Source organism: Streptomyces sp. NBC_00234 (assembly GCF_036195325.1).
GTDB lineage: Bacteria > Actinomycetota > Actinomycetes > Streptomycetales > Streptomycetaceae > Streptomyces.
The window spans coordinates 1,088,430-1,114,449 of the sequence record NZ_CP108101.1; the positions used below are offsets into that span (position 1 = coordinate 1,088,430).

Consider the following 26,020-nt stretch of genomic DNA (forward strand, 5'->3'; position numbering starts at 1 on the left):
AGAACCGTATGACGAACCCCGCCGAGCGTCTGGTCGACCTTCTCGACCTGGAGCGGATCGAGGTCAACATCTTCCGTGGCCGCAGTCCGCAGGAGTCCCTTCAGCGGGTCTTCGGCGGCCAGGTCGCCGGGCAGGCGCTGGTGGCGGCGGGCCGCACGACCGACGGCGACCGCCCGGTCCACTCGCTGCACGCCTACTTCCTGCGGCCGGGGCGCCCCGGCGTGCCGATCGTCTACGAGGTCGAGCGGGTGCGTGACGGCCGGTCCTTCACCACCCGCCGGGTCACGGCGGTGCAGGAGGGCCGGACGATCTTCAATCTGACGGCGTCCTTCCACCGTCCGGAGGAAGGCAGCTTCGAACACCAGCTGCCGCCCGCCCGCGAGGTTCCCGACCCCGACGATCTGCCGACCGTCGCCGACGAGGTGCGTGAGCACCTGGGCGCCCTGCCCGAGGCGCTGGAGCGGATGGCCAGGCGCCAGCCCTTCGACATCCGGTACGTCGACCGGCTGCGCTGGACGCACGAGGAGATCAAGGACGCCGATCCGCGCAGCGCCGTGTGGATGCGCGCGGTCGGTCCGCTGGGCGACGACCCGCTGGTCCACACCTGCGCGCTGACGTACGCGAGCGACATGACGCTGCTCGACGCGGTCCGGATTCCGGTGGAGCCCCTGTGGGGGCCGCGTGGTTTCGACATGGCGTCGCTGGACCACGCGATGTGGTTCCACCGGCCGTTCCGGGCGGACGAGTGGTTCCTGTACGACCAGGAGTCGCCGATCGCCACGGGCGGGCGCGGGCTGGCCCGTGGCCGTATCTACGACCGCCAGGGTCAGCTGCTGGTGTCGGTGGTGCAGGAGGGGTTGTTCCGACGGCTCGACGCCTAGTGGATCAGGCCGGACGAGAGGCCCTGGAGCCCCCGTTCGGTACGGCCGCTGCCGGGCTCAGATGCCCGGCAGCGTGTCCTGGTCGACCTCGTGGCGGCGGGTGCGGATGTCCGGTGCGGCGGGGTGCAGTTTGGCGTCGCAGGCGGGGCCGAGGCCGGTACGGCGGGACGCCGTACCGGTGAGCGGCCGTCCGCACATCCGGCAGCGCACCGGGCGGCGGCCCTCGGGTACGCCGGTGTCGGGGAGGGGCTCGGAATCCGGTTCGGGAGAAGGCACGGCCCGATCATCTCAGGGGCGGACCGCGGTGCGCCCGTGCACAGGCGCACCCCCCTCTTTCACCGAATCCCTGATCAGGGATATCCTCTCTGATATGAGAGAGGCAGAGGCCCTGGAGCCCGGCTCGGTCGATGCCCGGCTGGCCGCCCGGCTGGGCGAGCTGCGTACCGAGCACGGCTGGTCGCTCGACGAGCTGTCCCGGCGGAGCGGGGTGAGCCGCTCGACGCTGTCGCGTCTGGAGCGCGGCGAGCTGAGCCCGACCGCCGCGCTGCTCGGGCGGCTGTGCGCCGTGTACGAGCGGACCATGTCGCGCCTCCTGATGGAGGTGGAGGCCGAACCTCCCATGCTGGTGCCCGCCGAGCGGCAGCCCGTGTGGCGGGACGAGACCTCGGGCTTCGTCCGCCGCTCCGTCTCCCCGCCGCACGCCGGGCTGCGGGGCGAGGTGATCGAGGGCCGGCTCGACGCGGGCGCCGTCGTCTCCTACGAGGACCCGCCCGTGGCCGGGCTCGAACAGCACCTCTGGGTCCTGGAAGGCGCACTGGAGATCACCGTGCAGGGGACCGTCCACACGGTGCGCACCGGCGACTGCCTGCGGTTCCGGCTCCGGGGCCCCTCACGCTTCCACTGCCCGGGTCCCGGCCCGGTCCGCTACGCCCTGCTGATCGTCCTCCCCTGACCCCGTACCCTCCCGCCCCTCAGAAAGGCACCTGCGACATGACCGAGATCGCCCCCGTCACCGGACCCGAACTGGTCACGTACGCCGATGAGTTGGCTGCCCTCCTGGTGGATACGGTCAACGGCGGGTCCTCGGTGGGCTTCCTCGCTCCGCTCGACCGCGCCGAGGCCGCCTCGTGGTGGCGCGAGCGGGCCGCACACGTCGAGGCGGGCCACCACATGGTGTGGCTCGCCCGTGACGGGGAACGGGTCGTGGGCACCATCGGCCTGATCCGCGCGTCCCTGCCGAACGCCCGCCACCGCGCGGAGGTGGCGAAGCTGATGGTCCGGCCCTCGGCCCAGGGGCAGGGCCTCGGCCGCCGCCTGCTCGCCGCCGCCGAAGAGGCCGCCGTCGGGGCCGGCATCACCCTGCTGATCCTGGACACCGAGTCGGGCAGCCCCGCCGAACGCCTCTACCGCTCGGCGGGCTGGACGGAGTCCGGGTCCATCCCGGACTACGCGGGCAACCCGGCCGGCGAGCTCAGGCCGACCACCTTCTACTACAGGACACCGTGCGCGCCCGCCGCGTCCGGGGAAGCACAATGAAGACCGGACACCATCCGACCGAGGAGTAGTTCCATGACGCTGTACGACATCCCGCTCCACACTCTCACCGGCGAGCCGACCACGCTCGGCGCCCACCGGGGCAAGGTGCTCCTGGTGGTCAACGTGGCCTCCAAGTGCGGACTGACCCCGCAGTACGAGGGCCTGGAGCGGCTCCAGAAGCAGTACGGCGACCGCGGTTTCACCGTCCTCGGTGTTCCCTGCAACCAGTTCGCGGGCCAGGAGCCGGGCAGCGCCGAGGAGATCCAGAGCTTCTGCTCGGCCACGTACGGCGTCAGCTTCCCGCTCCTGGAGAAGCTCGACGTCAACGGTGACGGCCGGCACCCGCTGTACACGGAGCTGACGAAACTCGCGGACGCCGACGGCTCGGCCGGTGACGTCCAGTGGAACTTCGAGAAGTTCCTGATCTCCGCGACGGGCGAGCCGGTCGCCCGCATCCGCCCCCGCACCGAGCCGGAGGACACCGAGGTCATCGCGGCCATCGAGGCCCAGCTGCCGGCCTGACGTACGGGGCCGGACGGGCTCGGGAATCAAGCCCGTCCGGCACCTGGGGCCCCACGGCGGCGACCGGACGGCCCGGTGGCCTTGCGGTCACCGCGCTAGCGGATCGGCATGCCCGACAGCGTGCGCGCGATCACGAGGCGCTGGATCTCGCTGGTGCCCTCGAAGATGGTGTAGATCGCGGCGTCGCGGTGCATCCGCTCCACCGGGTACTCACGGGTGAAGCCGTTGCCGCCGAGGATCTGGATGGCCTGGCCGGTGACCTTCTTGGCCGTCTCGCTCGCGTAGAGCTTCGACATGGAGCCCTCCGCCGAGGTGAACGGCTTGCCCGCGGTCGCCATCCAGGAGGCGCGCCAGACCAGCAGCCGGGCCGCGTCGATCTGCGTACGCATGTCGGCGAGCTGGAAGGCGACGCCCTGGTTGTCGATGATCGGACGGCCGAACTGCGTACGGGTCTTCGCGTAGTCGAGCGCGACCTCGTACGCGGCGCGGGCGGTACCGACGGCCATGGCACCGACGGCGGGGCGGGATGCCTCGAAGGTGGCCATCGCGGCGTTCTTGACGCGCTCGCCGCCACCGGACCTGGCCCTCTCGCGGGCCCGCGCCATGCGCTCGTCCAGCTTCTCCTTGCCGCCCAGCAGGCAGCTGCCCGGCACCCGCACGTCCTCCAGGACGACCTCGGCGGTGTGCGAGGCGCGGATGCCGTGCTTCTTGAACTTCTGGCCCTGGGAGAGACCCGCGGTGGCCGGCGGCACGATGAAGGAGGCGTGGCCCTTGGAGCCGAGCTCCGGGTCGACGACCGCGACGACGACGTGGACATTGGCGATTCCGCCGTTGGTCGCCCAGGTCTTCGTACCGTTGAGGACCCATTCGTCCTTGGCCTCGTCGTAGACCGCGCGGGTTCGCATCGCGCCCACGTCGGAACCCGCGTCCGGCTCGGACGAACAGAAGGCGGCGACCTTCACGTCGTTCGCGTCGCCGTACATCTGCGGAATCCAGGTGCCGATCTGCTCCTCGGTGCCGTTGGCGAGGACGCCCACGGCCGCCAGGCCCGTACCGACGATGGAGAGGGCGATACCCGCGTCGCCCCAGAAGAGCTCCTCCATGGCCATCGGGATGCCGAGGCCCGTGGGGTCGAAGAACTGCTGGGCGTAGAAGTCGAGGGAGTAGATGCCGACCTTGGCGGCCTCCTGGATGACGGGCCAGGGAGTCTCCTCGCGCTCGTCCCACTCCGAAGCGGCCGGCCGGATGACATCCGCCGCGAAGCCGTGGAGCCAGTCACGGACCTGCTTCTGGTCCTCGTTGAGATCGAGCGTGAACTCGGCCATGTTCCCCTCCATGCACTGCCGTAAAATTGATACGTTACTTGCGGTAACTACAGTCTGTTACCGACAAGTAGGCACTGTCAACCACCAGGAGTCCGATCCGCGTCACCGCTGGGCATGGTGTTACGTTGCGCAGGCGTGAAGAAAAGGCATGGCCAGGGGTGGGGAGACACGACATGGAGACCACACGACAGGCCGAGCGTCAGCGGAGCGCGGCCGAGCGCCGTCGCCGCGAGCTGCTCGAGGCCGCGGACCGGGTGGTGCTCAGGGACGGGCCCAAGGCGTCGATGAACGCGATCGCCGCGGAGGCCGGGATCACCAAACCCATCCTCTACCGGCACTTCGGCGACAAGGGCGGCCTCTACCGCGCGCTCGCCAAGCGCCACACAGACGCCCTGCTCAGCGCCCTGCGTGCGGCCCTCGACGCGCCCGCCGACCGCCGCGAGCGGGTCGAGGCGACACTCGACACCTATCTCGCGGCGATCGAGGCACGCCCCCAGGTCTATCGCTTCCTGATGCACCCCTCCGACGACGCCGCCCCCTCGCCCGAGCAGGGCTTCGACGTCGGCAGGCACTCCGCCCCGCTGCTGCGCCGGCTCGGCGAGGAGCTGGGCAAGGTGATCGCCGAAAGGGTCGACCTCGGTCCGGACAACGACCAGATGGCCCGGATCTGGGGTCACGGAATCGTCGGGATGATGCACGCGGCGGGCGACTGGTGGCTGGGCGACCGCCCCTGCTCGCGCGATCAGTTGGTGCGCAGCCTCGCCGATCTGCTCTGGGGCAGGCTCGCCGAGGCCGGCGACCGGCCCGGCGGACCGGTCTTCTGACCGCGCTCAGCCGATGGGCCCCCACGGCGCCCGCCGGGCGGCACGGACCGCCCTGGTGCGGCGCAGCCCGGTGAGCCGGTCCGTGTAGACGGTCCCTCCGAGGTGATCGCACTCGTGCTGGAGGCACCGGGCGAACCAGCCGGTACCGGTGACCCGCAGGGGTGCGCCGTCCATGTCGGTTCCTTCGACGACGGCGTGGTCGAAGCGATCGGTGCCGGCCTCCAGACCCGGAAGTGAAAGGCACCCCTCCGGTCCGCGTACGGTGATGCCGTCCACCTCGACCAGTTTCGGATTCACCAGATGCCCCAGGTGACGAACATCATCGTCATCCGGACAGTCGTACACGAACACCTTCAGCGGAACGCCGATCTGATTGGCGGCGAGCCCGACACCCTGTGCCGCGTACATCGTGGCGAACATGTCCTCGACCAGTCGGGCCAGGGCCGGACCGAAGTCGGTGACGTCCTCGCAGGGGCTGTGGAGGACGGGGTCTCCGTACAGACTCATGGCGCGAATGAGTCCGGAACTACCGGGGATCGGGCGGTTTCGCATGGCGGCAAGCGTACGTTCCACCGCGGCCCGCGCCTTCCCGTGGTGCCGCGGTGCGGTCGTGGCACCGGACATCGATAGGCTGGGCGCGGACCGATGCAAGGAGGATCTAGGACGATGGCAGGCAACACGGAGCCGTTGTCGCCGCGGGCCAAGCTCGCCGTGACGGCGGGCAAGGCCGCGGCGGCGGTGTCGCGCGCTGCGGGGCGCGGCAGCGGATCGGTGATCGGCGGCCGGGTGGCGCTCAAGCTCGACCCCGACCTGCTGGGGCGGCTGGCGCAGCACCTGGACGTGATCCTCGTGTCGGCGACGAACGGCAAGACGACCACCACCAGGCTGATCGCCGAGGCACTGCGGGCCGCTGGGCCCGTCGTGTCGAACGCGCTGGGCGCCAACATGCCGGCGGGGATCACCTCCGCGCTGGCCGGTGGCTCGGACGCGAAGTACGGCGTGATCGAGGTCGACGAGAAGTACCTCGCCGGCGTCGCCCGCGACACGACGCCCAAGGTGATCGCGCTTCTGAACCTCTCGCGCGACCAGCTGGACCGCGCCGCGGAGACCCGGATGCTGGCCGAGAAGTGGCGTGAGGGTCTGTCCGGCTCGAAGGCCGTGATCGTCGCCAACGCCGACGACCCGCTGATCGTCTGGGCGGCGTCCTCCTCCCCCAATGTGGTGTGGGTCGCGGCCGGCCAGGCGTGGAAGGACGACGCCTGGTCCTGCCCCTCGTGCGGTGGTGTGATGCAGCGCCCCGGCGACGACTGGTTCTGCGGCGAGTGCGGTTTCCGCCGCCCCGCCCCGAGCTGGGCGCTGAACGGCGACTACGTCCTCGACCCGCACGGCTCGGCCTGGCCGATCCACCTCCAGCTGCCGGGTCGCGCGAACAAGGCGAACGCCACCAGCTCGGCCGCGGTGGCCGCGGTCTTCGGTGTGCCGCCGCAGGTCGCCCTGGAGCGCATGTACCAGGTGCAGGCGGTGGCGGGCCGCTACGACGTCGTCACCTTCCTCGGCCGTGAGCTGCGGCTCCTGCTGGCGAAGAACCCGGCGGGCTGGCTCGAAACGTTTTCCCTGATCGATCCGCCGCCCACGCCGGTGATCCTCTCCGTCAACGCCCGTGGTGCGGACGGCACGGACACCTCGTGGCTCTGGGACGTCGACTACACCCAGCTGTACGGCCACCCGATCTTCGTGCTCGGTGACCGCAAGCTGGACCTCGCGGTGCGCCTCGAGGTGGCCGGTCTCGACTTCCGGGTCTGCGAGACCCTGGACGAGGCCGTCCAGCTGGCGCCGCCCGGTCGTATCGAGGTCATTGCCAACTACACCGCCTTCCAGGATCTGCGCCGTCGTGTCGGCAACTGACCCCGGCCCCGGCCCCCTCCGGAGAGGACGAAGCATGAGCAACAACAGCCTGCGGCTGGTGTGGGTCTACCCCGACCTCCTCAGCACCTACGGCGACCAGGGCAACGCCCTCGTGGTGGAGCGCCGGGCCCGCCAGCGCGGCCTCGACGTGCAGCGCGTCGACGTCCGCAGCGACCAGCCGATTCCCACCTCCGGCGACATCTACCTGATCGGTGGCGGTGAGGACCGGCCGCAGCGGCTCGCCGCCGAGCGGCTGCGCCGCGACGGCGGTCTGAGCCGGGCCGCGTCCAACGGCGCGATCATCTTCTCGGTGTGCGCGGGCTACCAGATCCTCGGCCACGAGTTCATCAACGACCTCGGGGAGCGCGAGCCGGGTCTCGGCCTGCTCGACGTGGTCTCCACGCGCGGCGAGGGTGCGCGGTGCGTCGGCGACGTCCTCGCGGACATCGACCCGAACCTGGGCCTGCCGCCCCTGACCGGTTTCGAGAACCACCAGGGCGTCACCCATCTCGGCCCGACGGCACGGCCGTTCGCCCGGGTGCAGTTCGGCCGGGGCAACGGCACCGGGGACGGCACCGAAGGCGCGTACAACGACACCGTGTTCGGCACGTACATGCACGGTCCCGTGATGGCACGCAATCCGATGATCGCGGATCTGCTGCTGAAACTGGCTCTCGACGTGAACGCGCTGCCGCCGACCGACGACCGCTGGTACGAGGCGCTGCGCTCCGAGCGCATCGCCGCGGCGACGCAGCCCGCCTGAGGCCGTTTCGGCTCAACTGAGCAGCGTCCAGCAGGCGGACGCCCGGTTCGGTCCCGCCACCCTGCGCCGGTAGGGTGGCGGGGATCAAACCGGACGACGTGGTCCGGTCGTCGGCCCCACGTTGCAAAGGTTTCCCGGGCAATGCGAATTGGTGTACTCACCTCCGGCGGCGACTGCCCCGGCCTGAACGCCGTCATCCGATCCGTCGTGCACCGCGCGGTGGTGGACCACGGCGACGAGGTCATCGGCTTCCACGACGGCTGGAGGGGCCTTCTCGAGTGCGACTACCGCAAGCTCGACCTCGACGCGGTCGGCGGCATCCTCGCCCGTGGCGGCACCATCCTCGGCTCTTCCCGCGTCCAGCCGGCCCATCTGCGTGACGGTGTGGAGCGGGCCAGGGGCCACGTCTCCGACCTCGGCCTCGACGCGGTCATCCCGATCGGCGGCGAGGGCACGCTGAAGGCGGCCAACCTCCTCTCCGAGGCGGGTCTGCCGATCGTCGGCGTGCCGAAGACCATCGACAACGACATCGCCTCCACCGACGTGACCTTCGGTTTCGACACCGCGGTCGGTGTCGCCACCGAGGCCCTGGACCGGCTGAAGACGACCGCCGAGTCGCACCAACGGGTGCTGATCGTCGAGGTCATGGGCCGTCACACCGGATGGATCGCCCTGCACTCGGGCATGGCGGCCGGTGCGCACGCCATCGTCGTCCCGGAGCGCCCCTTCGACATCGACGAGCTGACCACACTCGTCGGGCGGCGCTTCTCGGCCGGCAAGAAGTTCGCGATCGTCGTGGTCGCCGAGGGCGCGAAGCCGCAGGCCGGCTCCATGGAGTTCGCCCAGGGCACCAAGGACATCTACGGGCACGAGCGGTTCGCCGGAGTGGCGACGCAGCTCTCCATCGAGCTGGAGCACCGGCTCGGCAAGGAGGCCCGCCCGGTGATCCTCGGCCACGTCCAGCGCGGCGGCACCCCGACCGCGTACGACCGGGTCCTCGCGACCCGCTTCGGCTGGCACGCGGTGGAGGCGGCGCACCGCGGCGAGTTCGGCATGATGACGGCCCTGCGCGGCACGGACATCACGATGGTGCCGCTGGCGGAGGCCGTCGAGACCCTGAAGACGGTTCCGGCGGAGCGCTACGCCGAGGCGGAGTGCGTGCTCTGACCCGCTCGTAGTCATGGACTGCCCCCGGCCGCAGCTGCGGCCGGGGGCAGTTCTACTCTGGACCCGGACAAGCGGCACGAATCGGGGACGTCCCCAGCGGGAGTGAACAGATGGACCACAGCGGGCACGGCATGAACATGGATCTGCCGCCGTTCACGCTGGGACGTGGACTGGCTTTTTCCGCGGACCCGTTCTTCCTGGTCGGCTGCGTCCTGGCGCTCGCGCTGTACGGGTACGCCGTGCTCCGCTTGCGCAGACGCGGCGACAGCTGGCCGGTCAACCGGACCGTCTTCTTCGTCGTCGGTGTGCTCTCGATCGCCCTGGTGATGTGCACCAGGCTGAACGACTACGGCATGGTCATGTTCAGCGTGCACATGGTGCAGCACATGGTGATCAGCATGCTGTCGCCGATCCTGCTGCTGCTCGGCGCACCGGTGACGCTGACGCTGCGGGCACTGCCGGTCGCCGGCCGGGACCGGACCGGGCCCCGCGAAGTACTCCTCATGCTGCTGCACAGCCGGTACATGAAGATCATCACGCACCCGGTGTTCACGATCCCGCTCTTCATCGCCAGTCTGTACGCGCTCTACTTCACCCCGATCTTCGACTTCCTGATGGGATCGAAGCCCGGCCATCTGGCGATGATGCTGCACTTCCTCGCCGTGGGCCTGGTGTTCTTCTGGCCGATCATGGGCATCGACCCGGGTCCGCACCGGCCCGGCTACCTGATGCGGATGCTGGAGCTCTTCGCGGGCATGCCGTTCCACGCGTTCTTCGGGATCGCGCTGATGATGGCCAGCGGGCCGATGGTGGAGACGTACAAGAATCCCCCGGCCTCGCTCGGCATCGATGCGCTGAGTGACCAGAACTGGGCGGGCGGTATCGCCTGGGCCTTCAGCGAGATCCCCTCGGTGCTCGTGCTGATCGCGCTGGTCTTCCAGTGGTACCGCTCCGAACAGCGCACCGCGAAGCGCTCGGACCGGGCCGCCGACCGGGACGGCGACAAGGAGCTCGCGGCGTACAACGCGTATCTCGCCTCTTTGCAGGCGCGCGGACAGTAGCGCGGAGCGCACTCGCGGGGCGACCATGGGCTCAACGGCCGCGCGGCCGGTGAGGGAGTGCGCGCATGTCCGGATCCGTGAAGACCATGGGAGTGCTCACCCTCGGGACACTGGTCGCCATCACGGCGTACACGGTGGCTCTGGGGAGCAACGGCTGGCTCTGGTTCGGCTGGGTGGTACTGGGCCTGGCGACGCTGGGAATGGCGGCCACACAGGAGAGCTGAGCCCGCTCCTGCGTTGCGGCGCGGGCAACGGGCAGAAGCCTGGCACCGGCGTGGTGACTGATCAGTACGGTCCCGCCCTCGCAACGGGCGCTCTAGACTGACGGTCTCCCCGCACCACGATGACCTGGCACGACACAGCCCTGAGCCGACCGGCAGAGCGAGGTGCACCCTCCGTGTTCTATTACGTCCTGAAATACGTTGTGCTGGGGCCAGTGTTGCGCCTGTTGTTCCGGCCGCGGATCGAGGGCCTGGAACACATTCCCGACGACGGGGCGGCCATCGTCGCCGGGAATCACCTGTCGTTCTCCGACCACTTCCTGATGCCGGCGATCATCAAGCGGCGCATCACCTTTCTCGCGAAGGCGGAGTACTTCACGGGGCCCGGTCTCAAGGGCCGTCTGACCGCGGCCTTCTTCCGCAGCGCGGGGCAGATCCCGGTGGACCGTTCCGGCAAGGACGCCGGTCAGGCCGCGATCCGCGAAGGACTCGGTGTCCTGGCCAAGGGCGAGCTGCTGGGGATCTACCCGGAGGGCACCCGCTCGCACGACGGGCGGCTGTACAAGGGCAAGGTCGGGGTCGCCGTGATGGCGATCAAGGCGGGAGTGCCGGTGGTCCCGTGCGCGATGGTCGGCACCTTCGAGATCCAGCCGCCCGGCCAGGTCGTCCCGAGGATCAAGCAGGTCACGATCCGCTTCGGTGAACCGCTGGACTTCTCCCGGTACGCCGGTCTGGAGGACCAGAAGGCGGCGATCCGGGCCGTCACCGACGAGATCATGTACGCGATCCTCGGTCTGTCCGGTCAGGAGTACGTCGACGAGTACGCGGCCAAGGTGAAGGCCGCGCAGGCGGACCAGCCGAGGAAGTTCCCGCGGCTGCGACGCTGACCGCGAATCTGCCCTCAGCCGATCGCCCTGGCCCGGTACCGGCCCGCCCCCTAGCGTCTCCCTCATGAGCAGAGGAAACGCATTCGTGCTCGGCGCGACGGGACAGATCGGGCGGGTGGCCGTCACGGCCCTCGTCGAGGACGGCTGGGAGGTGACCGCCGCCTCGCACGGCGGCGGCCGGGACGGCACCTGGCCGGACGGGGTGCGCAGCGTCCGCCTCGACCGGGACGAGGAGGGAGCACTCACGGCGGCCCTGGGCGAGGGCTGCGACGTCCTCGTCGACATGGTGGCGTACGACGGCGCGCACGCCCGGCAGCTGACCGGTCTCGCGGACCGGATCGGGTCGGCCGTGGTCATCTCCAGCGGCGCGGTGTACGAGGACGACCGGGGCCGCAGCTTCGACACCCAGGACCGGCCGGACGGCGGCCCGCGGTACCCACTGCCGATCCCCGAGTCCCTCGCCACCGTGGCACCGGGCGACGGTACGTACGCGACGCGCAAGATCCGCCTGGAGCGCGATCTGCTGGCCGCCGCCGAGACCCTGCCGGTGACGCTGCTGCGGGCCGGTGCCGTCCACGGGCCGTTCTGCCGCACTCCGCGCGAGCTGTACTTCGTGAAGCGCGCGCTGGACGGGCGGGCGCGCCGGGTGCTGGCCTACGGGGGCACCAGCCGCTTCCACCCCGTGCACGTCTCGAACGTGGCGGAGCTGATCCGGCTCGCCGCGCTGCGGCCCGGTACCCGTGTGCTGAACGCGGCGGACCCCGAGGCCCCGACGGTCGCCGAGATCGGGACGGCCGTCGACGAGGTGCTCGGCACGCGCACCGAGACCGTACTGCTGGCGGGCGCTCCGGCCCCGGGCGGGGTCGGTGAGACCCCCTGGAGCGCCGCGCACTCCATCGTGTACGACATGGCGGCTGCGGAGCGGGAGCTCGGTTACCGGCCGGTGACCGGCTATGCGGAGTCCCTGCCGGAGACCGTGTCCTGGCTCGCCGGCCGGCTCGACGGCCGGGACTGGACGGACGCGTTCCCGAAGATGGCACGGAACTACGGCGACATCTTCGACTACGCGGCGGAGGACGCCTGGCTGGAGCAGTACGACCGGGGCGTGTGAGGCACCGGGCAGAGCGAAGGGGCGGCCGGATGGGAATCCGGCCGCCCCTTGCCCCTGGCGGATGTGCTTACGGCTTCGGTGTGGCGTGCGGGGCGCACGTCACGTCGTGCCGGTCGGTCTCCCCGGTGAGCAGGTAGGTGTCCACCCGCTCGTTGATGCAGGGGTTGAGCAGGCCCGTGACGCCGTGCGAACCGGCGTCCTTCTCGGTGATGAGACGCGAGCCCTTGAAGCGCTTGTGCAGCTCGACGGCGCCCTCGTACGGAGTGGCGGCGTCACGCGTGGACTGCACGATCAGCACGGTCGGCAGACCCTTGCCGGTCCTGACCTCCAGCGGAGTCTGCTGCTTGGCCGACCAGGTCGAACAGGGCAGGTTCATCCAGGCGTTGGCCCAGGTCATGAACGGGTAGTCCTTGTGGAGCCGGGTGTTGTCCCGGTCCCACCGCTGCCAGCTCGTGGGCCACTTGGCGTCCGCGCACTCGACGGCCGTGTACACGGCGTTGCCGTTCTCCGAGGACGCGTTGCCCGCGAGGTCCGACATGTCGGGGCCCGCGGCGTCGACCAGTGCCTGGGTGTCGCCGCCCCGGTAGGCGCTCCAGATCCGGGCGACGGGCGCCCAGCTGGAGTCGTAGTACGGAGCGCTCTGGAAGAAGCCGATGAGCTCGGCGGGGCCGACGACTCCACCGATCGGGTCCTTCTTGGCGGCGGCGCGCAGTTCCAGCCACGCCTGCTCGACCTTCTCCGGAGTGTCACCGATGTGGAAGGTGGCGTCGTTCTGGGCGACCCACGCCTTCCAGTCGTTCCAGCGGGTCTGGAAGGCGATGTCCTGGTTGAGGTTGGCCTCGTACCAGATGTTGTCCTTCGCCGGGTTGACCACACTGTCGACGACCATGCGGCGCACATGGGTCGGGAAGAGCGTGCCGTAGACCGCACCGAGGTAGGTGCCGTAGGAGACGCCCAGGAAGTTGAGCTTCTTCTCGCCGAGCGCGGCGCGGATGACGTCCAGGTCGCGCGCGGTGTTGGGCGTGGTCATGTGCGGCAGCATGTCGCCGCTGCGTTCGGCGCAGCCGTCCGCGTACTCGGCGGCCAGCTTGCGCTGGGCGCGCTTGTCGGCCTCGTTGTCCGGGACCGGGTCGGCCTTCGGTGCCTTGACGAACTCCTGCGGGTCGATGCAGGAGATCGGCGCCGAGTGGCCGACACCGCGCGGGTCGAAGCCGACGAAGTCGTACGCCTTCGAGGTCTTCACCCAGAGCGGGTTCTTCGTGACGACCCTGTTCGGGAACCTGAGCCCCGAACCGCCGGGGCCGCCCGGGTTGTAGACGAGAGCGCCCTGGCGCTCCGCCGCGGTGCCCGTGCTGACGGCCCGGTCAACGGCCAGCTTGATCTTCTTGCCGTTGGGCTTGGCGTAGTCGAGCGGGACGGTCACCCAGCCGCACTGGATGGGCGTGGAGAGCGCCCAGTCGGCGGGGCAGTCCTGCCAGTCGATACCGGCCTGCGCGGCCCGTGCGGCGGCCAGCTGAACGCCGTACGCCTCGGAGCCGCTGTGGTGACGCCCGTCGGCGCTGGCCGCCGGTGCGGCTATCGCGCCCGCTATGAGCGTGCCCGCGATCAGAGCGCCGGCCGAACCGAGCACTGCTGTGCGTCTCAAGTGGAACCTCCCCCATTGTCCGATGCGCCGCCGGTGGCGGCGCAGTTCATCGGTCCTTCCAGCGGATCCTTTCGTCTGTGGGGTTCCTGAGAACAGGGCGTACACGTGTTTCTTTACCGAACCAATAACCGGTGACCTCGGTCCCGCTGAGCGAACTCGCCCTCAGTCGAGGGAACTCAGCTCGCCCAGGGCGTCGTCCAGCACTCCGCGGAGCAGCCGTGCGTCGGCCGCGACGGCGGTCACCAGCACGGCGGGGCCGGCCAGCGGGGTGAGCACGGCGGTCGGATTCAGCAGCCGGGCCTTCGGGCCGGACTCCTCGAATCCCGGGTCCACGACGAGGAGCTGGCCCACGGCTCGGTGCCCGCCGAGCACGGCGCCACCGTCCCAGCCGCCGGGTGCGCCCGGCCCGTAGGCGAGTTGCTGGTCCAGCAGCGGCCGGCCTGCACGGAGCACGGTGAGCCGGGTGGTGAGGGTCCCGGTGCTCTCGCCGTGCCGGCCGAGGATCTGTTCCTCGCGCAGCACCAGGCGTGCCGAGGCGGCCAGTTCGACCCGGGTGGTCATGTGCAGCTTGCTGCCGTACGCGGAGACGAGCTGTTCCGGGAGCCAGCGCAGTTCCGCCTCCTCCCCCACGGTCAGCCGCACGTCGTACGTCGCGGGCCCGGCCTCCGGCGTCGCCCCGGGCAGGGCGACCGTGGCCGCGGCGGAGTCGACGGTCAGCCGCGCCCCGTCCCGGACGTCCGCCTCGACGGCGAGCCGGTCGCCGCCGAGCGGCGCGGTCATGGCGCCGACGACGGTGACGCGGGCGTACGGGGCGAGGGCCGACCGGGTACGGCGCAGGGCGAGCGGCCCGCCGCTCTCCAGTACGGGGAGCGCGGTGGAGCCCCGGCCGTCGGGGACCGCGGTGATACGGGCCGTGGCCTGGACGCTCATGCGGTCCAGGCGGCGAGCTGCGCGCGCACCCAGTCGGCCACGGGGGCGACACCTTCGCCGGACGTCAGAGAGGTGAAGACGACGGGCAGTTCACCGCGCTGCTCGGCGGCGTCACGGGCCATCCGGCCGAGGTCCGAGCCGACGTACGGGGCGAGGTCGGTCTTGTTGACGACGAGGAGGTCGGCGGTGGTGACACCGGGGCCGCCCTTGCGGGGGATGTCGTCGCCGCCCGCCACGTCGATGACGAAGACCTGCGCGTCGACCAGGCCCTTGGAGAACGTGGCGGTGAGGTTGTCGCCGCCGGACTCGACCAGGATGAGGTCGAGCGGGCCGACGGCGTCCTCAAGGTCCTCGACGGCTTCGAGGTTGGCGGAGATGTCGTCGCGGATCGCGGTGTGCGGGCAGGCTCCGGTCTCGACGGCCTGGATGCGCTCGGGCGGCAGGACGGCGTTGCGGAGCAGGAAGGCGGCGTCCTCGCGGGTGTAGATGTCGTTGGTGACGACGGCGATGGACAGCTGGTCGCGCAGAGTGCGGCAGAGGGCGGCGACGGTCGCGGTCTTGCCGGAGCCGACCGGACCGCCGAGTCCGATGCGCAGGGCACGCCGGGTGCCGTCGGGCCGTGCGGCGTCGGCGCTCACGGCGGCGGGTCCGTCGTGGGTGTGGTCGAGGTGCATGGGGCGGCTCCTGATGGTGCGGTTACGAGGCGAAGAGGCGGACCGGCCAGGCGGCGTGCGCTTCGGCGGTGATGTCGAGCAGGGGGGCCGAGGCGGCGGGCAGCGCGTCGAGGCCGTGGCGTGCGGCGGTGGCCGCCCGCGCGGCGACCCGGTCGAGCTCGGGGGCGAGGCGGGCGAGGACGGCGGTGGCCTCGAAGGGGTCGAGGGAGAGCAGCCGGACGACCGCGGTGGCCGGCCCGCTGACCGTCTCGTACGCGACACAGTGCGCGGCGTCCTCGGGTTCGAGTCCCGCGGACCGCGCGGTGAGGCCGAGGACGACGGGCTGATGGGCGCCGCGCGGCCGGGCGGCGGCGAGCCCGGCCAGTTCGGGGCTGGGCCAGGTGGCCCGTGCGGCCCGCATCAGCTGACGGCCCAGCTTGCGCGACACGGCCCGCAGGGCGGGTGAGGGGGTACGGGCGTCGGCAGCCTCGTCGAGTGCGAGCGGGTCGAGGCCGTGGGTGGCCGCCGCGGCGAGCGCGGCGGAGGTGAGTCCCGTGGTGTGGAGCCGGCCCCGGCAGAATGCGGCGAGGTCGTCGGCGTTACGGATGCGTCCTTCCTTGACGGCCGGTTCGGCTCCACCGGAGTGGGCGTGACCACCGGCGGGGAACCGGCCGTCGGCGAGGACGAGCAGCGCTGCGCGCGTCATGGGCTGCTTTCGCTCGGAGTGGGGAGTCGGAGGAATCGGGAGGCGCGGGAGCCGGAGGGCTCAGAACAGGAAGTAGCGCTGAGCGAGCGGGAGTTCCGCGGCGGGTTCGGGGACGACGAGTTCACCGTCGATGGTCACGGCGAAGCTGTCGGGGTCGACCTCGACCCGTGTCAGCGCGTCGTTCTCCCGCATGTCCGCCTTGGTGACTCCCCGGGTGCTGGTGATCGGCACGAACCGCTTGCCGAGGCCGAGGCGTTCCGGCAGCCCGTCCTCGATGGCGGCGCCCGCCACGAAGTTGAGCGAGTTGGCGGCGGGCGCACGGCCCAGTGCGCCGAACATCGGCCGGGGCATGACCGGTTGCGGGGTGGGGATCGAGGCGTTGGCGTCGCCCATCTGCGCGTAGGCGATCTGGCCTCCCTTGATGACGGTCTGCGGCTTGACGCCGAAGAACGCCGGGTCCCAGAGCACGAGGTCGGCGAGCTTGCCGGTCTCGACCGAGCCGATCTCCCGGTCCAGGCCCTGCGCCACCGCCGGGTTGATCGTGTATTTGGCGACATAGCGACGGATACGGCGGTTGTCGGCCCGCCCGTCACCGGGCAGCGCGCCGCGCCTCTTCTTCATCACGTGCGCCGTCTGCCAGGTACGCATGATCACTTCGCCGACGCGGCCCATCGCCTGGGCGTCGGAGGAGATGATCGAGATCGCCCCGAGGTCGTGGAGGATGTCCTCCGCCGCGATGGTCGAGGGCCGGATGCGTGACTCGGCGAAGGCGAGGTCCTCCGGCACGGCCGGGTTGAGGTGGTGACACACCATCAGCATGTCGAGGTGTTCCTCGATGGTGTTGACGGTGTGCGGCCGGGTCGGGTTGGTGGAGCTCGGCAGGATGTACGGCTCCGAGACCACGGTGATGATGTCGGGGGCGTGCCCGCCACCCGCACCTTCGGTGTGGTACGCGTGGATCGAGCGCCCGGCGATGGCGGCCAGGGTGTCACCGACGAAGCCGGCCTCGTTGAGCGTGTCCGTGTGGATGGCGAGCTGGGCGCCGCTCTCCTCGCACACCCGGAGGCAGGCGTCGATGACGGCGGGCGTGGCCCCCCAGTCCTCATGGATCTTGAACCCGATTGCCCCGCCACGGAGTTGGGCGCGCATCGCGTCGCCGGACATCGTGTTTCCCTTGCCGAGCAGCCCGATGTTGACCGGGAAGCCCTCCAGCGCCTCGAACATCCGGGCAAGGTGCCAGGCCCCGGGGGTGACGGTGGTCGCCTTGGTCCCTTCGGCCGGTCCCGTACCGCCGCCCACGAGCGTGGTGACACCGGAGGACAGCGCCTGGTCGACGATGGTCGGCGAGATGAAGTGGACGTGCGCGTCGACGGCGCCCGCCGTCAGGATCTTGCCGTTGCCCGCGATGATCTCGGTCTCGGGACCGATGACCAGGTCGGGGTGCACGCCGTCCATGGTGTCGGGGTTGCCGGCCTTGCCGATCCCGGTGATCCGGCCGTCCCGGATGCCGATGTCGGCCTTGACGACGCCCCAGTGGTCGATGACGACGGCGCCGGTGATCACGGTGTCGGGAGCACCTTCGGCGCGGCTGGTGCGCGCCTGCCCCATGGACTCGCGGATCACCTTGCCGCCGCCGAACACGGCCTCGTCACCGGCGAGTCCGGGGCCGCCGGAGCGGTCCTCCTCGATCTCGGCGAACAGCTCGGTGTCGGCGAGCCGGATGCGGTCGCCGGTGGTGGGGCCGAACAGGTCTGCGTAGACCGCGCGGTGGAGCTCAGGCATCGAGGGCACCTCCGGTTTCGCCGCGCAGGCCGGGGACGATGCGCAGCCCTGCGAGCGGGACGAGTTCGACGTCGACGGGAATGCCGGGCTCGAAGCGGACGGCGGTGCCGGCGGCGATGTTGAGCCGCTGCCCGCGGGCCGCGGCACGGTCGAAGTCCAGGCCGGGGTTGGCCTCGGCGAAGTGGTAGTGCGAGCCGACCTGGACGGGCCGGTCCGCGGCGTTCAGGACGGAGATACGGGTGACGGCACGGCCTTCGTTGAGCGGTACGGGGCCGTCCCCGTACAGGATCTCTCCGGGAATCATCGCGGCGCTCCCCCGTCAGACGATCGGGTCGTGGACGGTGACGAGCTTGGTGCCGTCCGGGAAGGTGGCTTCGACCTGGACGTCGTGGATCATCTCGGGGATGCCCTCCATGACGTCGTCACGGGTGAGCAGCTTGCGGCCGGACGCCATGAGTTCGGAGACCGTGCGGCCGTCACGCGCGCCTTCCAGCAGATGCGCGGTGATCAGGGCGACGGCCTCCGGGTGATTGAGCCGCAGCCCGCGTGCCCGGCGCTTCTCCGCCACGTCGGCAGCCACATGGATGAGCAGGCGTTCCTGCTCGTGCGGGGTCAGTTGCACGCTTCCACCTCTTCGTCTTCCGCCCAGTACCTGCCCTGGACGCAGCGGGACCCTATCCGCCTTCAACGGTTTGTTGATCTTCGGAACGGGGTCCTGCGGCGAGGTATTGCACGTTAGGGCGGAAGTTTTTCCGGCGCGTTAACTGGCCCTTTGCACATCCATGGACATCAGGCCCCGCAGACCGTCCTCGAGGACCTCGGGCTCCATGTCACCGAACAGCGCCAACTGCACGATGAACCCCTGGGCCGTGGCGATCAGCGTGCGGGCGACGTGGTCGGCGGGCAGATCGGTGCGGAGCATGCCGTTGGCGCGGTACGCCTCCACCAGTTCACCCCAGGCCGCCCGAAGGCCGCCGTACGCCTCGCCGAGCGTGCTGCCGAGCCGCTCGCTGCGCAGGGTCTCCGACCAGACCTGCAGGATCAGACCCGCGTACGCCTGCCGGTCGAGGGCGAGCTGCCCGGCGTCGAACAGCGTGCGGGTCACCCGGCCGATGAGCACGTCGGGCGTCGGCGGCGGGGTGGTGCGGGCGGCCTCCTCGAAGGCGTGGCGCACCCCGCCGACCGCATCGCCCGCGATGGCGGCGATCAGGTCGTCCTTGCCGCTGAAGTAGCGGTAGACGGCGCCGGCCGAGAGCCCGACCTCCTTGAACACGTCCTGCATCGAGGTGCCGTGGAATCCGTCGCGGGCGAAGCAGCGGGCCGCGCCGTCGAGGATCTGACGGCGCCGGGCGTCTAGGTGTTCCTGGGATACACGAGCCATGGCCTCAACCTAAAACGAACGTTCCTTCTTGACAAGGTCGCACGTCCCGCAGGACAGTGGAAGCCTACTTAAAACGAACGATCCTTCTCTTAAACTTCCGATGGGAGGCCCCCATGCCCCACGTGCCCCTCACGTCCACCGAGCGCAATCGCCGCACGGTGGCAGTGATCCTCCTCGTCCCCGTCGTGCTGGCCCTGGCCCTCTGGGCCTTCGCCTGGCCCGCCGCCCGGATCGCCCCGCGGGACCTCCCCGTCGGGATCGTCGGCACCGCACCCGCCGCCGACCAGCTCCAGGAGCGGATGGAGCAGCGCGCAGGCGCGTTCGAGATCCACCGTTACGAGGACGAGGCCGACGCCCGCGCGGCTATCGAGAACCGGGTCGTATACGGCGCCGTCGTCGCCGCTCCCACCGGCCCTCAGCTCCTCACCGCCACCGCGGCCGGCCCCGTGGTGGCCCAGCTGCTGCGCGATGCCGTCACCGCGTCCGCACCCCCGGGCACCGAGATCCAGGTCACGGACGTCGTCAAGGCGCCCGCGGGCGATCCGCGCGGCAGCGCCCTCGGCGCGAGCGCCCTTCCGCTGGCCCTGGCCGGGGTCGCGGCAGGAGCCCTCGTGACCCTGATGGGACTGCGGGGCACCCGGGCCGCGCTTGCCCTGACCGGCGCGGCGGCGCTGGTCGGCCTCACGGCGGCGGCGCTGGCCCACAGCTGGCTCGGCGTACTCGCCGGAGACTGGTGGACCGAGGCCGGGGCCCTGGCACTGATCGTGCTGTCCATCGGCGCGGTGGTCGCCGGTCTCGCAGCCCTGCTGGGACCGAAGGGCATCGGCCTCGGCGCACTCCTGATGGTGCTGCTCGGCAACTCGTTCTCCGGCCTCACCAGCGCACCGGAGATGCTCCCCGAGCCGGTCGGGGCGATCGGTCAGCTGCTGCCGCCCGGCGCGGGCGGATCACTGCTGCGGTCGGTCGGCTTCTTCGACGGCCGCGCGGCCGGCGGTCCCGCACTGACCCTCACCCTGTGGGCCGCGGCCGGTCTGGCCGTCGTGATCCTGGGCGGCCGGCGCCGCGACAAGGCGGAGGCCGCCCCGGCGGCCGGCATACCGGAGCCCGCGCTGACGCACTGACGCACCGCCGACGCGCCTGACGCGCCGGATCATCGGACCGCCGTGCACCCCCGCTGTAGCGGACGGGGGTGCACGGCATTTTCGCGTGCGCGGACCGTAGGCGTCCGGGGTGCGAGTCAGTCGTCCCGGTCGTGGTGACTGCGGTGTTCGGCGGCGATACCGAAGCTGCGCCGTTCGCCCGGAGCGGACGTCACCGAGCGGATGGAGGACACCGAGCGGATCACCTGCTCCTCCGCCGCGGCCTCCTCGTCCTCAAGTCGCTGCAGGTCAGCGGCGGAAACAAGCGCGATGAGCGGCTTTCCGTGCCGCGTCACGACCACGCGTTCCCCACCGTAGACGACGCGGTTGATCAGTTCGGCGAGCTCCGCCCGGGCTTGCGTCACCGGAATCTCGTAGGCCATAGTCCCCATCATAACCTTGTGTACGTCCTGTACATTTCTTACGGAGGACCGAACCATGATCCGTCCCGCCGCCCGATACGTACTGCCGGAGTTCACCGAGCGCACCGCGACCGGCACCCGGACCCTCGACCCGTACTCGAAGCTGCTGTCCGAGCGGATCATCTTCCTGGGCACCCCCGTCGACGACACCGCGACGACCGACCTCATCGCCCAGTTCATGTACCTGGAGTACGCGGACCCCGACCGGCCCATCTCGCTGTACATCAACTCCCCCGGCGGCTCGTTCACCGCCATGGCCGCGATCTACGACACGATGCAGTACCTGACCTGCGAGGTGGAGACCTTCTGCCTCGGCCAGGCCGGCTCCTCCGCCGCGATCCTGCTCGCGGCCGGCGCACCGGGCCGCCGACATGCCCTGCCCGGCGCCCGGGTAGTCATTCAGCAACCCGCCCTGCCCGAGGCCGTGCAGGGCCAGCCATCCGATCTCGAGATCGAGGCACGCGAGTTGATGCGCGTGCGCGAGATGCTCACGGGAATGCTGGTCCGGCACACCGGCCGGTCCACCGAGCAAGTCACCGCCGACATCGAGCGGGACACCATCCTGGACGCCGCAGCCGCCAAGGCGTACGGGGTGGTGGACCACGTCATGGAGAACCGCAGTCCGTCCCAGCCGCCGCACACCGCGAGGTGAACCGCCGATGCTGCCACCGGAGTTCCCGCCACTCCCCGCACTGACCCGCGCCGAGGGGGAGTTCATCGACTGCTACTTGGAAGTGCTCGACCAACTGGGCCGGATCAACCCGGCGCGCGGCAGCGACACCTACAGCGCGCTGAGGGCAGCACAGGCGCTGGCCTCCCGGGCCGGAGCGCTGCGCGACGCCCTCACCTCGATGCACGAGCGGGGCGAGACGCAGATCCACGCGGGCACCCTGGCGCGGGCGTTGCGGGTGCTCGACGGGGAGCGGCGCGCGGAGCGGGTCACCGTACCCCCCGTCGGCACGAGTTGATCAGCCGCTTCCCCGACTCCCTTTTCCGGAGCGCTTTTCGGGCGCACGGGCGACACGCCCGATGCCCGGACCGAATTTCCTCGCTCGTTCGGCGTAGGCCGTCCCCCTCACGAGGGACAGCTCAACTTGCGCGAAGCGTGTGCACTGTGGGCGGAATCTGGCGCTCCGCCGCTGGTACGAGGCCGGTCGGGGCCTCGTGATCCCGACGCAAATCCACCCTGTCCACCCGAATGGATCAGTGGTGACGAGCCTCACATAACACCGTTTCAGCTCGGAAAACCGGCAGTCCGTGAGTCAAGATCCCTGGGACGACAAGCCCCCGCCACCGCGGCGGGGCGGTCCGGGCGGACGCCGAGTCCTGCCGCTGTCCGGATGACTGGTCGACAGGAGTGGATCGGCAGGAGTGGAGGACCCGAGCACAACGGGTCGACCGGGAGACCGGCCGTCCCTCGGGGTGAAGCCGCTGCGTGCGGCCGGGCAACTTCGCCAGCCCGAACCCGACAGGTCATCCTTCACAGGCGGCTGACGAAGGGTTGCGCATGTCTGCGCAGGTTCATGTCCCGTCACTTCTCGCCCGGGCCGGTACGGCCTCGGTGCTCACGCTCGCTCTCGGCACCACCATGATGGCCCCGGGCATCGTGAACGATGCCGAGGCGGCCACTCATTCGACGAAGGCGCTCAAGATCGCCGCCTCGAAGAAGGGTTCGCCCTACAAGTACGGAGCCGCGGGCCCCCGCAGGTTCGACTGTTCGGGCCTCACGCTGTACTCGTTCAAAAGGGTGGGCAAGAAGCTCCCCCGCACGGCCCAGCAGCAGTACAACAAGACCCGCCACATCTCCTCCTCGAAGCGGCAGCGCGGCGACCTAGTCTTCTTCCACTACGGCCGCAGCGTCTACCACGTGGGCATCTACGCCGGCCACGGGCGGATCTGGCACTCCCCGAAGTCCGGGTCCGTCGTGCGCCTGGAACGGATCTGGTCCAAGAGCGTCTGGTACGGACGGGTGCGCTGACCGGAGCCCCTGCCGCCTCAGTGCAGCAGGGGCCCACCCACCAGCACGAGCCCCAGCGCGGTGAGTGCCGCGCCGCTGCCACCCTCGATCGCCCGGGCGGTACGCGGCCGGCGCAGCCACCGGCCGAGCCGGTCCACGAGCAGGGCCACGGCCGGGAACCACACGAGGGCCAGCAGGACGACGACTGCCGCGAGCAGCAGCGTTCGCGGCAGTGGGGCCTGGCCGTCCGGTACGAACTGGGGCAGCAGACTGAGGAAGAGGACGGGCGCCTTGGGATTCAGGGCGTTGGTCAGGAATCCCTGCCGCAGCGAGCGCCCGAGCGCTTCGGGCGCCTGTTCCGGTGCCGCGTCCTGAGCCGTTCCGGCGGTCGCCGGACGCCGCCGTATCGCGTACAGCGCGCTCAGCCCGAGGTAGAGCACGTACGCGCCGCCGAGCAGCTGGACGGTGCGGAAGAGCACGGGCATCGTCACCAGCACCGCGGCGAGGCCCGCCACGGCGAGCGCGGTGTGCACCAGCAGGCCCCCGGCGACTCCCAGCGCGGTGGCCACCCCGGCCCGCCGCGAGGCCAGAGCGTTGCGTACGACCACGGTGAAGTCGGCTCCCGGCAGTGCCACCATTCCCGCGGCGACTCCGGTGAAGGCCAGCAGTTGTGCGTCCATGGGTACACCATGGACCGGCCGACCCTTTAGCGTGTACTTGCAATCTTCTGGGTCTGCCAAAAGGAACGCTTAATGTACGACCCGACGCGCCTGGCGGCGCTGGTGGCGGTCGCCGAGGCCGGTTCGATCACGCGCGCGGCGGCCCGCCTGGGCTACACCGCCCCCGCGCTCTCGCAGCAGCTGGCCAAGCTGGAGCGGGAGGCCGGTGCCGAGCTGCTGGTACGCCATCACCGCGGCGCGCGGCTCACGGCGGCCGGTGAGCTGCTGGCGGGGCGGGCCAGGCGGGTCCTGGACGAGATGGACCAGGCCCGTCACGAGCTGGCACGGCTCTCCGGGCTGTCCGGCGGGCGGCTGCGGGTCGCCACGTTCACGACGGCAGGCATCCATCTGCTGCCGCCGGTGCTGAGCGCGTTCCGGCGGGCCCACCCGGACGTCGAACTGACCGTGGCCGATTTCGAGCCGCCCAGCGGGGTCGCCGCCGTGGCCTCGGGCGAGGTGGATCTCGCACTGACCCACGCGTACGAGCCGGCCGTCGCCGATCCGCTGCCCGCGGGGGTCGCCGCCGAACCGCTGCTGGTGGAGGAACTGGTCGTGATCACAGCCGTCGGCCAGGTCCTCGCGGAGGGCACGGGACGGCTTCCGGTGACCGAGCTGGCGGGCCGGCCGCTGATCAGCAGCGCGCCGACGCATCCGCCCCGGCGCGGCGTGGAGAGCGCCCTGGCCGAGGCGGGGGCGACGCCCGCCGTGGTGTGCGAGTCCCCCGGCTACGGGCTGGTGTGCGCCCTGGTCAGCGCGGGGCTCGGGGCGGCGGTGGTGCCGGAGATGGTCGCCGCGATGTCTCCGACGCCGCTCGCCGTACGACGGCTCGACCCCGCCGCCTTCCGGCGGACCATTTCGGTGGTGCACCGCGGTGACCGGGCGACCGCGGCTGCCGCGACACTGACGGCGCTGTTGCGCAGTGGCTTCGGCCGCGCGGCCACGGCCCACTGACCGGCCGTTCTCCGGGATCAGCTCTGGACGGGAACGGTCCAGGGAAGCTCGATCCAGACCGTCTTGCCCCCCTCGGCCGTGGGACTCACGGTGAGCCGCCCGCCGCACTCCTTGGCCAGACAGCGGATGATGACCATGCCCCGCCCGTTGTCCTGCTGGACGGCCGCGGGAAGGCGCCGGGGCCAGCGGGGGTGACTGTCCGTCACTCCCAGCCGCAGCTCCTCGTCCCGGTCGAGCCGGAGGTCCACGGTGAAGGTGGGCGACTGCCCGAGCGTGTGCTGCACGGCGTTGGTGGCCAGCTCGGAGACGATCAGGCGGATGCTGTCGGCGATCTCGGTGTCGTCCGGGAGGCCCCAGTCCGTGAGTACCCGGGCCACGTATCTGCGCGCCGAGGAGACCGAGACCGGATCGCTCGGCAGAGTGACGGATGCTTCTTGATGGTCTGCCATGGCGGCCCCGTCCCTTCCCGGCCCGGCCGACCCGAGGTCGGCAGGGTTGTGCTTCGCGCCAGATTGCCACTGATGCCGCTCTCTGTAACGACGATCCACCAAGATATGCATATATCTGTCGCCCAAAGTGGTGAACTCTGCCACGGAAGACTGTATTTGGGCGGCACACTGGCCGCCGATGGCGGAGGAGGGAGGCCGGCGATGCGGCACGGCCCCGCGGTGCGACGGCGCAAGCTCGGCGAGGAGCTGAGGAGTCTGCGCCACACGACCGGACTGACGAGCCGGGAGGCCGCGCAGCTGCTCGGCTGGCACCAGTCGAAGGTGAGCCGGATCGAGACGGGCACCAGCGGTGTGACTCCGGCCGACGTGTCCCGGCTGCTGGACGCCTACGGCGTGGACGACCGCCAGCTGTGCTCGCTTCTCGAAGCACTCGCCGGCTCGGCGGGCGGCGGCGGTACGGGGTGGTGGCACGCGTACCGCGGTCTCATCCCGCCGCAGTACCGCGACTTCATCAGTCTGGAGTCCCAGGCCGGGACCGTGCGCACCTTGGAGACCTCCGTGGTGCCCGGGCTGCTGCAGACCGCCGACTACGCGCGGGCGGTGACGACGGCCTCGCTGGACGGGCTGCCGGCCGGGCAGCTCGACTCCCTGGTGGACGTGCGCCTGGCCCGGCAGGGAGTGCTGCGGGCGGACCCGCCCCTGAAGCTCAGCGCGGTGCTCGACGAAGCGGTGCTGCGGCGCGAGGTCGGCGGTCCCCGGGTCATGAGCGAGCAGTTGCGCCATCTGTCGCAGGTGGCCCAATTACCGCACGTGGAACTCCAGTTGCTTCCCTTCAGCGTCGGTGGCTACGTCGGGCTCACCGGCCCTTTCGTCATCTTCTCCTTTCCGAACATTTCTGATCTGGATGTGGTCGTTCTTGACCACTTGACGAGTAGCCTCTATCTGGAGCGGAAAGAAGACCTTGAGGCGTACAGCTCGGCCTTCCGCACCCTGCAGGCGCACGCGCTGTCGCCGGAGCGTTCGTTGGACCTGATCGCCGCGATCCTCCGCGGCGACCGGACCGCCTGACTGCCCGAGGAGGGC

Annotated in this window: 32 protein-coding genes and 1 riboswitch; of the genes, 18 read left to right on the top strand and 14 right to left on the bottom strand. The window is 70.8% G+C overall.

Annotated elements, in window-relative coordinates; genetic code table 11:
- The first annotated feature begins 8 nt into the window (after positions 1–8).
- The gene (locus OG230_RS04480; protein WP_328908812.1) at positions 9–881 is read left to right on the top strand and encodes an acyl-CoA thioesterase; all 873 of its coding nucleotides are present in this window, start codon (positions 9–11) and stop codon (positions 879–881) included.
- A gap of 57 nt (positions 882–938) precedes the next feature.
- Here the strand turns inward: OG230_RS04480 and OG230_RS04485 are convergent, their stop codons facing one another.
- Positions 939–1,157, bottom strand: coding sequence for a DUF6011 domain-containing protein (locus OG230_RS04485; protein ID WP_328908813.1), 219 nt, complete (start codon positions 1,155–1,157; stop codon positions 939–941).
- Positions 1,158–1,251: 94 nt separating this feature from the next.
- On the opposite strand from OG230_RS04485, the gene OG230_RS04490 reads away from it, so the two are divergent.
- Genes OG230_RS04490 through OG230_RS04500 form a run of 3 tightly spaced genes read left to right on the top strand, consistent with a single transcriptional unit; the run spans position 1,252 to position 2,939 of the window.
- Entirely contained in the window at positions 1,252–1,833 is a 582-nt protein-coding gene (locus OG230_RS04490) for a helix-turn-helix domain-containing protein (protein ID WP_328908814.1), read from the top strand.
- A gap of 38 nt (positions 1,834–1,871) precedes the next feature.
- Positions 1,872–2,417, top strand: a complete 546-nt coding sequence (locus OG230_RS04495; RefSeq protein WP_328908815.1) for a GNAT family N-acetyltransferase — start codon at positions 1,872–1,874, stop codon at positions 2,415–2,417.
- 33 nt (positions 2,418–2,450) lie between these two features.
- The gene (locus OG230_RS04500; RefSeq protein ID WP_328908816.1) at positions 2,451–2,939 is read left to right on the top strand and encodes a glutathione peroxidase; all 489 of its coding nucleotides are present in this window, start codon (positions 2,451–2,453) and stop codon (positions 2,937–2,939) included.
- A gap of 95 nt (positions 2,940–3,034) precedes the next feature.
- Here the strand turns inward: OG230_RS04500 and OG230_RS04505 are convergent, their stop codons facing one another.
- Positions 3,035–4,264, bottom strand: coding sequence for an acyl-CoA dehydrogenase family protein (locus OG230_RS04505; RefSeq protein WP_328908817.1), 1,230 nt, complete (start codon positions 4,262–4,264; stop codon positions 3,035–3,037).
- 173 nt (positions 4,265–4,437) lie between these two features.
- On the opposite strand from OG230_RS04505, the gene OG230_RS04510 reads away from it, so the two are divergent.
- The gene (locus tag OG230_RS04510; RefSeq protein WP_328908818.1) at positions 4,438–5,088 is read left to right on the top strand and encodes a TetR family transcriptional regulator; all 651 of its coding nucleotides are present in this window, start codon (positions 4,438–4,440) and stop codon (positions 5,086–5,088) included.
- A gap of 6 nt (positions 5,089–5,094) precedes the next feature.
- Here the strand turns inward: OG230_RS04510 and def are convergent, their stop codons facing one another.
- Complete coding sequence (def, locus tag OG230_RS04515; RefSeq protein ID WP_328908819.1) at positions 5,095–5,640, bottom strand: peptide deformylase; 546 nt, start codon at positions 5,638–5,640, stop codon at positions 5,095–5,097.
- A 114-nt stretch (positions 5,641–5,754) separates the two neighbouring features.
- Here def and OG230_RS04520 point away from each other — a divergent pair, with 114 nt between their 5' ends.
- The 7 genes from OG230_RS04520 (at position 5,755) to OG230_RS04550 (ending at position 12,203) form a co-directional block, all read left to right on the top strand.
- On the top strand, positions 5,755–6,993 hold the full coding sequence (locus OG230_RS04520) for a Mur ligase family protein (RefSeq protein ID WP_328908820.1): 1,239 nt from the start codon (positions 5,755–5,757) through the stop codon (positions 6,991–6,993).
- Between the two features lie 34 nt (positions 6,994–7,027).
- Positions 7,028–7,756, top strand: coding sequence for a type 1 glutamine amidotransferase (locus OG230_RS04525; RefSeq protein ID WP_328908821.1), 729 nt, complete (start codon positions 7,028–7,030; stop codon positions 7,754–7,756).
- A 141-nt stretch (positions 7,757–7,897) separates the two neighbouring features.
- Entirely contained in the window at positions 7,898–8,923 is a 1,026-nt protein-coding gene (locus OG230_RS04530) for a 6-phosphofructokinase (protein ID WP_328908822.1), read from the top strand.
- 110 nt (positions 8,924–9,033) lie between these two features.
- A complete protein-coding gene (locus tag OG230_RS04535; RefSeq protein ID WP_328908823.1) occupies positions 9,034–9,984 on the top strand; it encodes a cytochrome c oxidase assembly protein in 951 nt (316 codons plus the stop codon).
- A 65-nt stretch (positions 9,985–10,049) separates the two neighbouring features.
- A complete protein-coding gene (locus OG230_RS04540) occupies positions 10,050–10,208 on the top strand; it encodes a hypothetical protein (protein WP_328908824.1) in 159 nt (52 codons plus the stop codon).
- Between the two features lie 173 nt (positions 10,209–10,381).
- Complete coding sequence (locus OG230_RS04545) at positions 10,382–11,092, top strand: lysophospholipid acyltransferase family protein (protein ID WP_328908825.1); 711 nt, start codon at positions 10,382–10,384, stop codon at positions 11,090–11,092.
- A 64-nt stretch (positions 11,093–11,156) separates the two neighbouring features.
- Positions 11,157–12,203, top strand: a complete 1,047-nt coding sequence (locus OG230_RS04550; protein WP_328908826.1) for an NAD-dependent epimerase/dehydratase family protein — start codon at positions 11,157–11,159, stop codon at positions 12,201–12,203.
- Positions 12,204–12,270: 67 nt separating this feature from the next.
- On the opposite strand, the gene OG230_RS04555 is transcribed toward OG230_RS04550, so the two are convergent.
- The 8 genes from OG230_RS04555 to OG230_RS04590 all read right to left on the bottom strand — a co-directional run bounded on the left by OG230_RS04555 (position 12,271) and on the right by OG230_RS04590 (position 19,300).
- Positions 12,271–13,848: an alpha/beta hydrolase gene (locus tag OG230_RS04555; protein ID WP_328908827.1), complete on the bottom strand. Its 1,578-nt coding sequence runs from the start codon at positions 13,846–13,848 to the stop codon at positions 12,271–12,273.
- A 162-nt stretch (positions 13,849–14,010) separates the two neighbouring features.
- The gene (locus OG230_RS04560) at positions 14,011–14,778 is read right to left on the bottom strand and encodes an urease accessory protein UreD (RefSeq protein WP_328908828.1); all 768 of its coding nucleotides are present in this window, start codon (positions 14,776–14,778) and stop codon (positions 14,011–14,013) included.
- On the bottom strand, positions 14,775–15,452 hold the full coding sequence (gene ureG, locus OG230_RS04565; protein ID WP_328908829.1) for an urease accessory protein UreG: 678 nt from the start codon (positions 15,450–15,452) through the stop codon (positions 14,775–14,777). The genes OG230_RS04560 and ureG overlap by 4 nt, the downstream gene beginning before the upstream one ends.
- A gap of 22 nt (positions 15,453–15,474) precedes the next feature.
- Positions 15,475–16,137, bottom strand: coding sequence for an urease accessory protein UreF (locus tag OG230_RS04570; protein WP_328908830.1), 663 nt, complete (start codon positions 16,135–16,137; stop codon positions 15,475–15,477).
- Positions 16,138–16,197: 60 nt separating this feature from the next.
- On the bottom strand, positions 16,198–17,919 hold the full coding sequence (locus OG230_RS04575; protein WP_328908831.1) for an urease subunit alpha: 1,722 nt from the start codon (positions 17,917–17,919) through the stop codon (positions 16,198–16,200).
- The gene (locus OG230_RS04580) at positions 17,912–18,223 is read right to left on the bottom strand and encodes an urease subunit beta (RefSeq protein WP_328908832.1); all 312 of its coding nucleotides are present in this window, start codon (positions 18,221–18,223) and stop codon (positions 17,912–17,914) included. Before OG230_RS04580 ends, OG230_RS04575 begins: the two co-directional genes overlap by 8 nt.
- A 15-nt stretch (positions 18,224–18,238) precedes the next feature.
- Positions 18,239–18,541 carry an urease subunit gamma gene (locus OG230_RS04585; protein WP_328908833.1) on the bottom strand — a complete coding sequence of 101 codons (303 nt, stop codon included), beginning with the start codon at positions 18,539–18,541 and terminating at the stop codon, positions 18,239–18,241.
- Between the two features lie 138 nt (positions 18,542–18,679).
- Complete coding sequence (locus OG230_RS04590) at positions 18,680–19,300, bottom strand: TetR/AcrR family transcriptional regulator (RefSeq protein ID WP_328908834.1); 621 nt, start codon at positions 19,298–19,300, stop codon at positions 18,680–18,682.
- Positions 19,301–19,413: 113 nt separating this feature from the next.
- Between OG230_RS04590 and OG230_RS04595 the strand changes: the two genes are divergently transcribed.
- On the top strand, positions 19,414–20,421 hold the full coding sequence (locus OG230_RS04595; RefSeq protein WP_328908835.1) for an ABC transporter permease: 1,008 nt from the start codon (positions 19,414–19,416) through the stop codon (positions 20,419–20,421).
- 116 nt (positions 20,422–20,537) lie between these two features.
- Here the strand turns inward: OG230_RS04595 and OG230_RS04600 are convergent, their stop codons facing one another.
- A complete protein-coding gene (locus OG230_RS04600) occupies positions 20,538–20,822 on the bottom strand; it encodes a type II toxin-antitoxin system Phd/YefM family antitoxin (protein ID WP_328908836.1) in 285 nt (94 codons plus the stop codon).
- Between the two features lie 55 nt (positions 20,823–20,877).
- Between OG230_RS04600 and OG230_RS04605 the strand changes: the two genes are divergently transcribed.
- From OG230_RS04605 to OG230_RS04615, 3 genes are all read left to right on the top strand, one after another.
- Positions 20,878–21,513, top strand: a complete 636-nt coding sequence (locus OG230_RS04605) for an ATP-dependent Clp protease proteolytic subunit (protein ID WP_328908837.1) — start codon at positions 20,878–20,880, stop codon at positions 21,511–21,513.
- Between the two features lie 7 nt (positions 21,514–21,520).
- Complete coding sequence (locus tag OG230_RS04610; RefSeq protein WP_328908838.1) at positions 21,521–21,829, top strand: hypothetical protein; 309 nt, start codon at positions 21,521–21,523, stop codon at positions 21,827–21,829.
- A 371-nt stretch (positions 21,830–22,200) separates the two neighbouring features.
- A riboswitch (cyclic di-AMP (ydaO/yuaA leader) is annotated at positions 22,201–22,365 on the top strand.
- A 3-nt stretch (positions 22,366–22,368) separates the two neighbouring features.
- Complete coding sequence (locus tag OG230_RS04615) at positions 22,369–22,839, top strand: C40 family peptidase (RefSeq protein ID WP_328908839.1); 471 nt, start codon at positions 22,369–22,371, stop codon at positions 22,837–22,839.
- Positions 22,840–22,856: 17 nt separating this feature from the next.
- On the opposite strand, the gene OG230_RS04620 is transcribed toward OG230_RS04615, so the two are convergent.
- A complete protein-coding gene (locus tag OG230_RS04620) occupies positions 22,857–23,498 on the bottom strand; it encodes a LysE family translocator (protein ID WP_328908840.1) in 642 nt (213 codons plus the stop codon).
- A gap of 72 nt (positions 23,499–23,570) precedes the next feature.
- Here OG230_RS04620 and OG230_RS04625 point away from each other — a divergent pair, with 72 nt between their 5' ends.
- A complete protein-coding gene (locus OG230_RS04625) occupies positions 23,571–24,488 on the top strand; it encodes a LysR family transcriptional regulator (RefSeq protein WP_328908841.1) in 918 nt (305 codons plus the stop codon).
- Between the two features lie 17 nt (positions 24,489–24,505).
- Here OG230_RS04625 and OG230_RS04630 read toward each other — a convergent pair whose 3' ends face one another.
- Positions 24,506–24,937 carry an ATP-binding protein gene (locus OG230_RS04630; protein WP_328908842.1) on the bottom strand — a complete coding sequence of 144 codons (432 nt, stop codon included), beginning with the start codon at positions 24,935–24,937 and terminating at the stop codon, positions 24,506–24,508.
- A 201-nt stretch (positions 24,938–25,138) separates the two neighbouring features.
- Here OG230_RS04630 and OG230_RS04635 point away from each other — a divergent pair, with 201 nt between their 5' ends.
- The gene (locus tag OG230_RS04635) at positions 25,139–26,005 is read left to right on the top strand and encodes a helix-turn-helix domain-containing protein (protein ID WP_328908843.1); all 867 of its coding nucleotides are present in this window, start codon (positions 25,139–25,141) and stop codon (positions 26,003–26,005) included.
- Positions 26,006–26,020 lie beyond the last annotated feature (15 nt).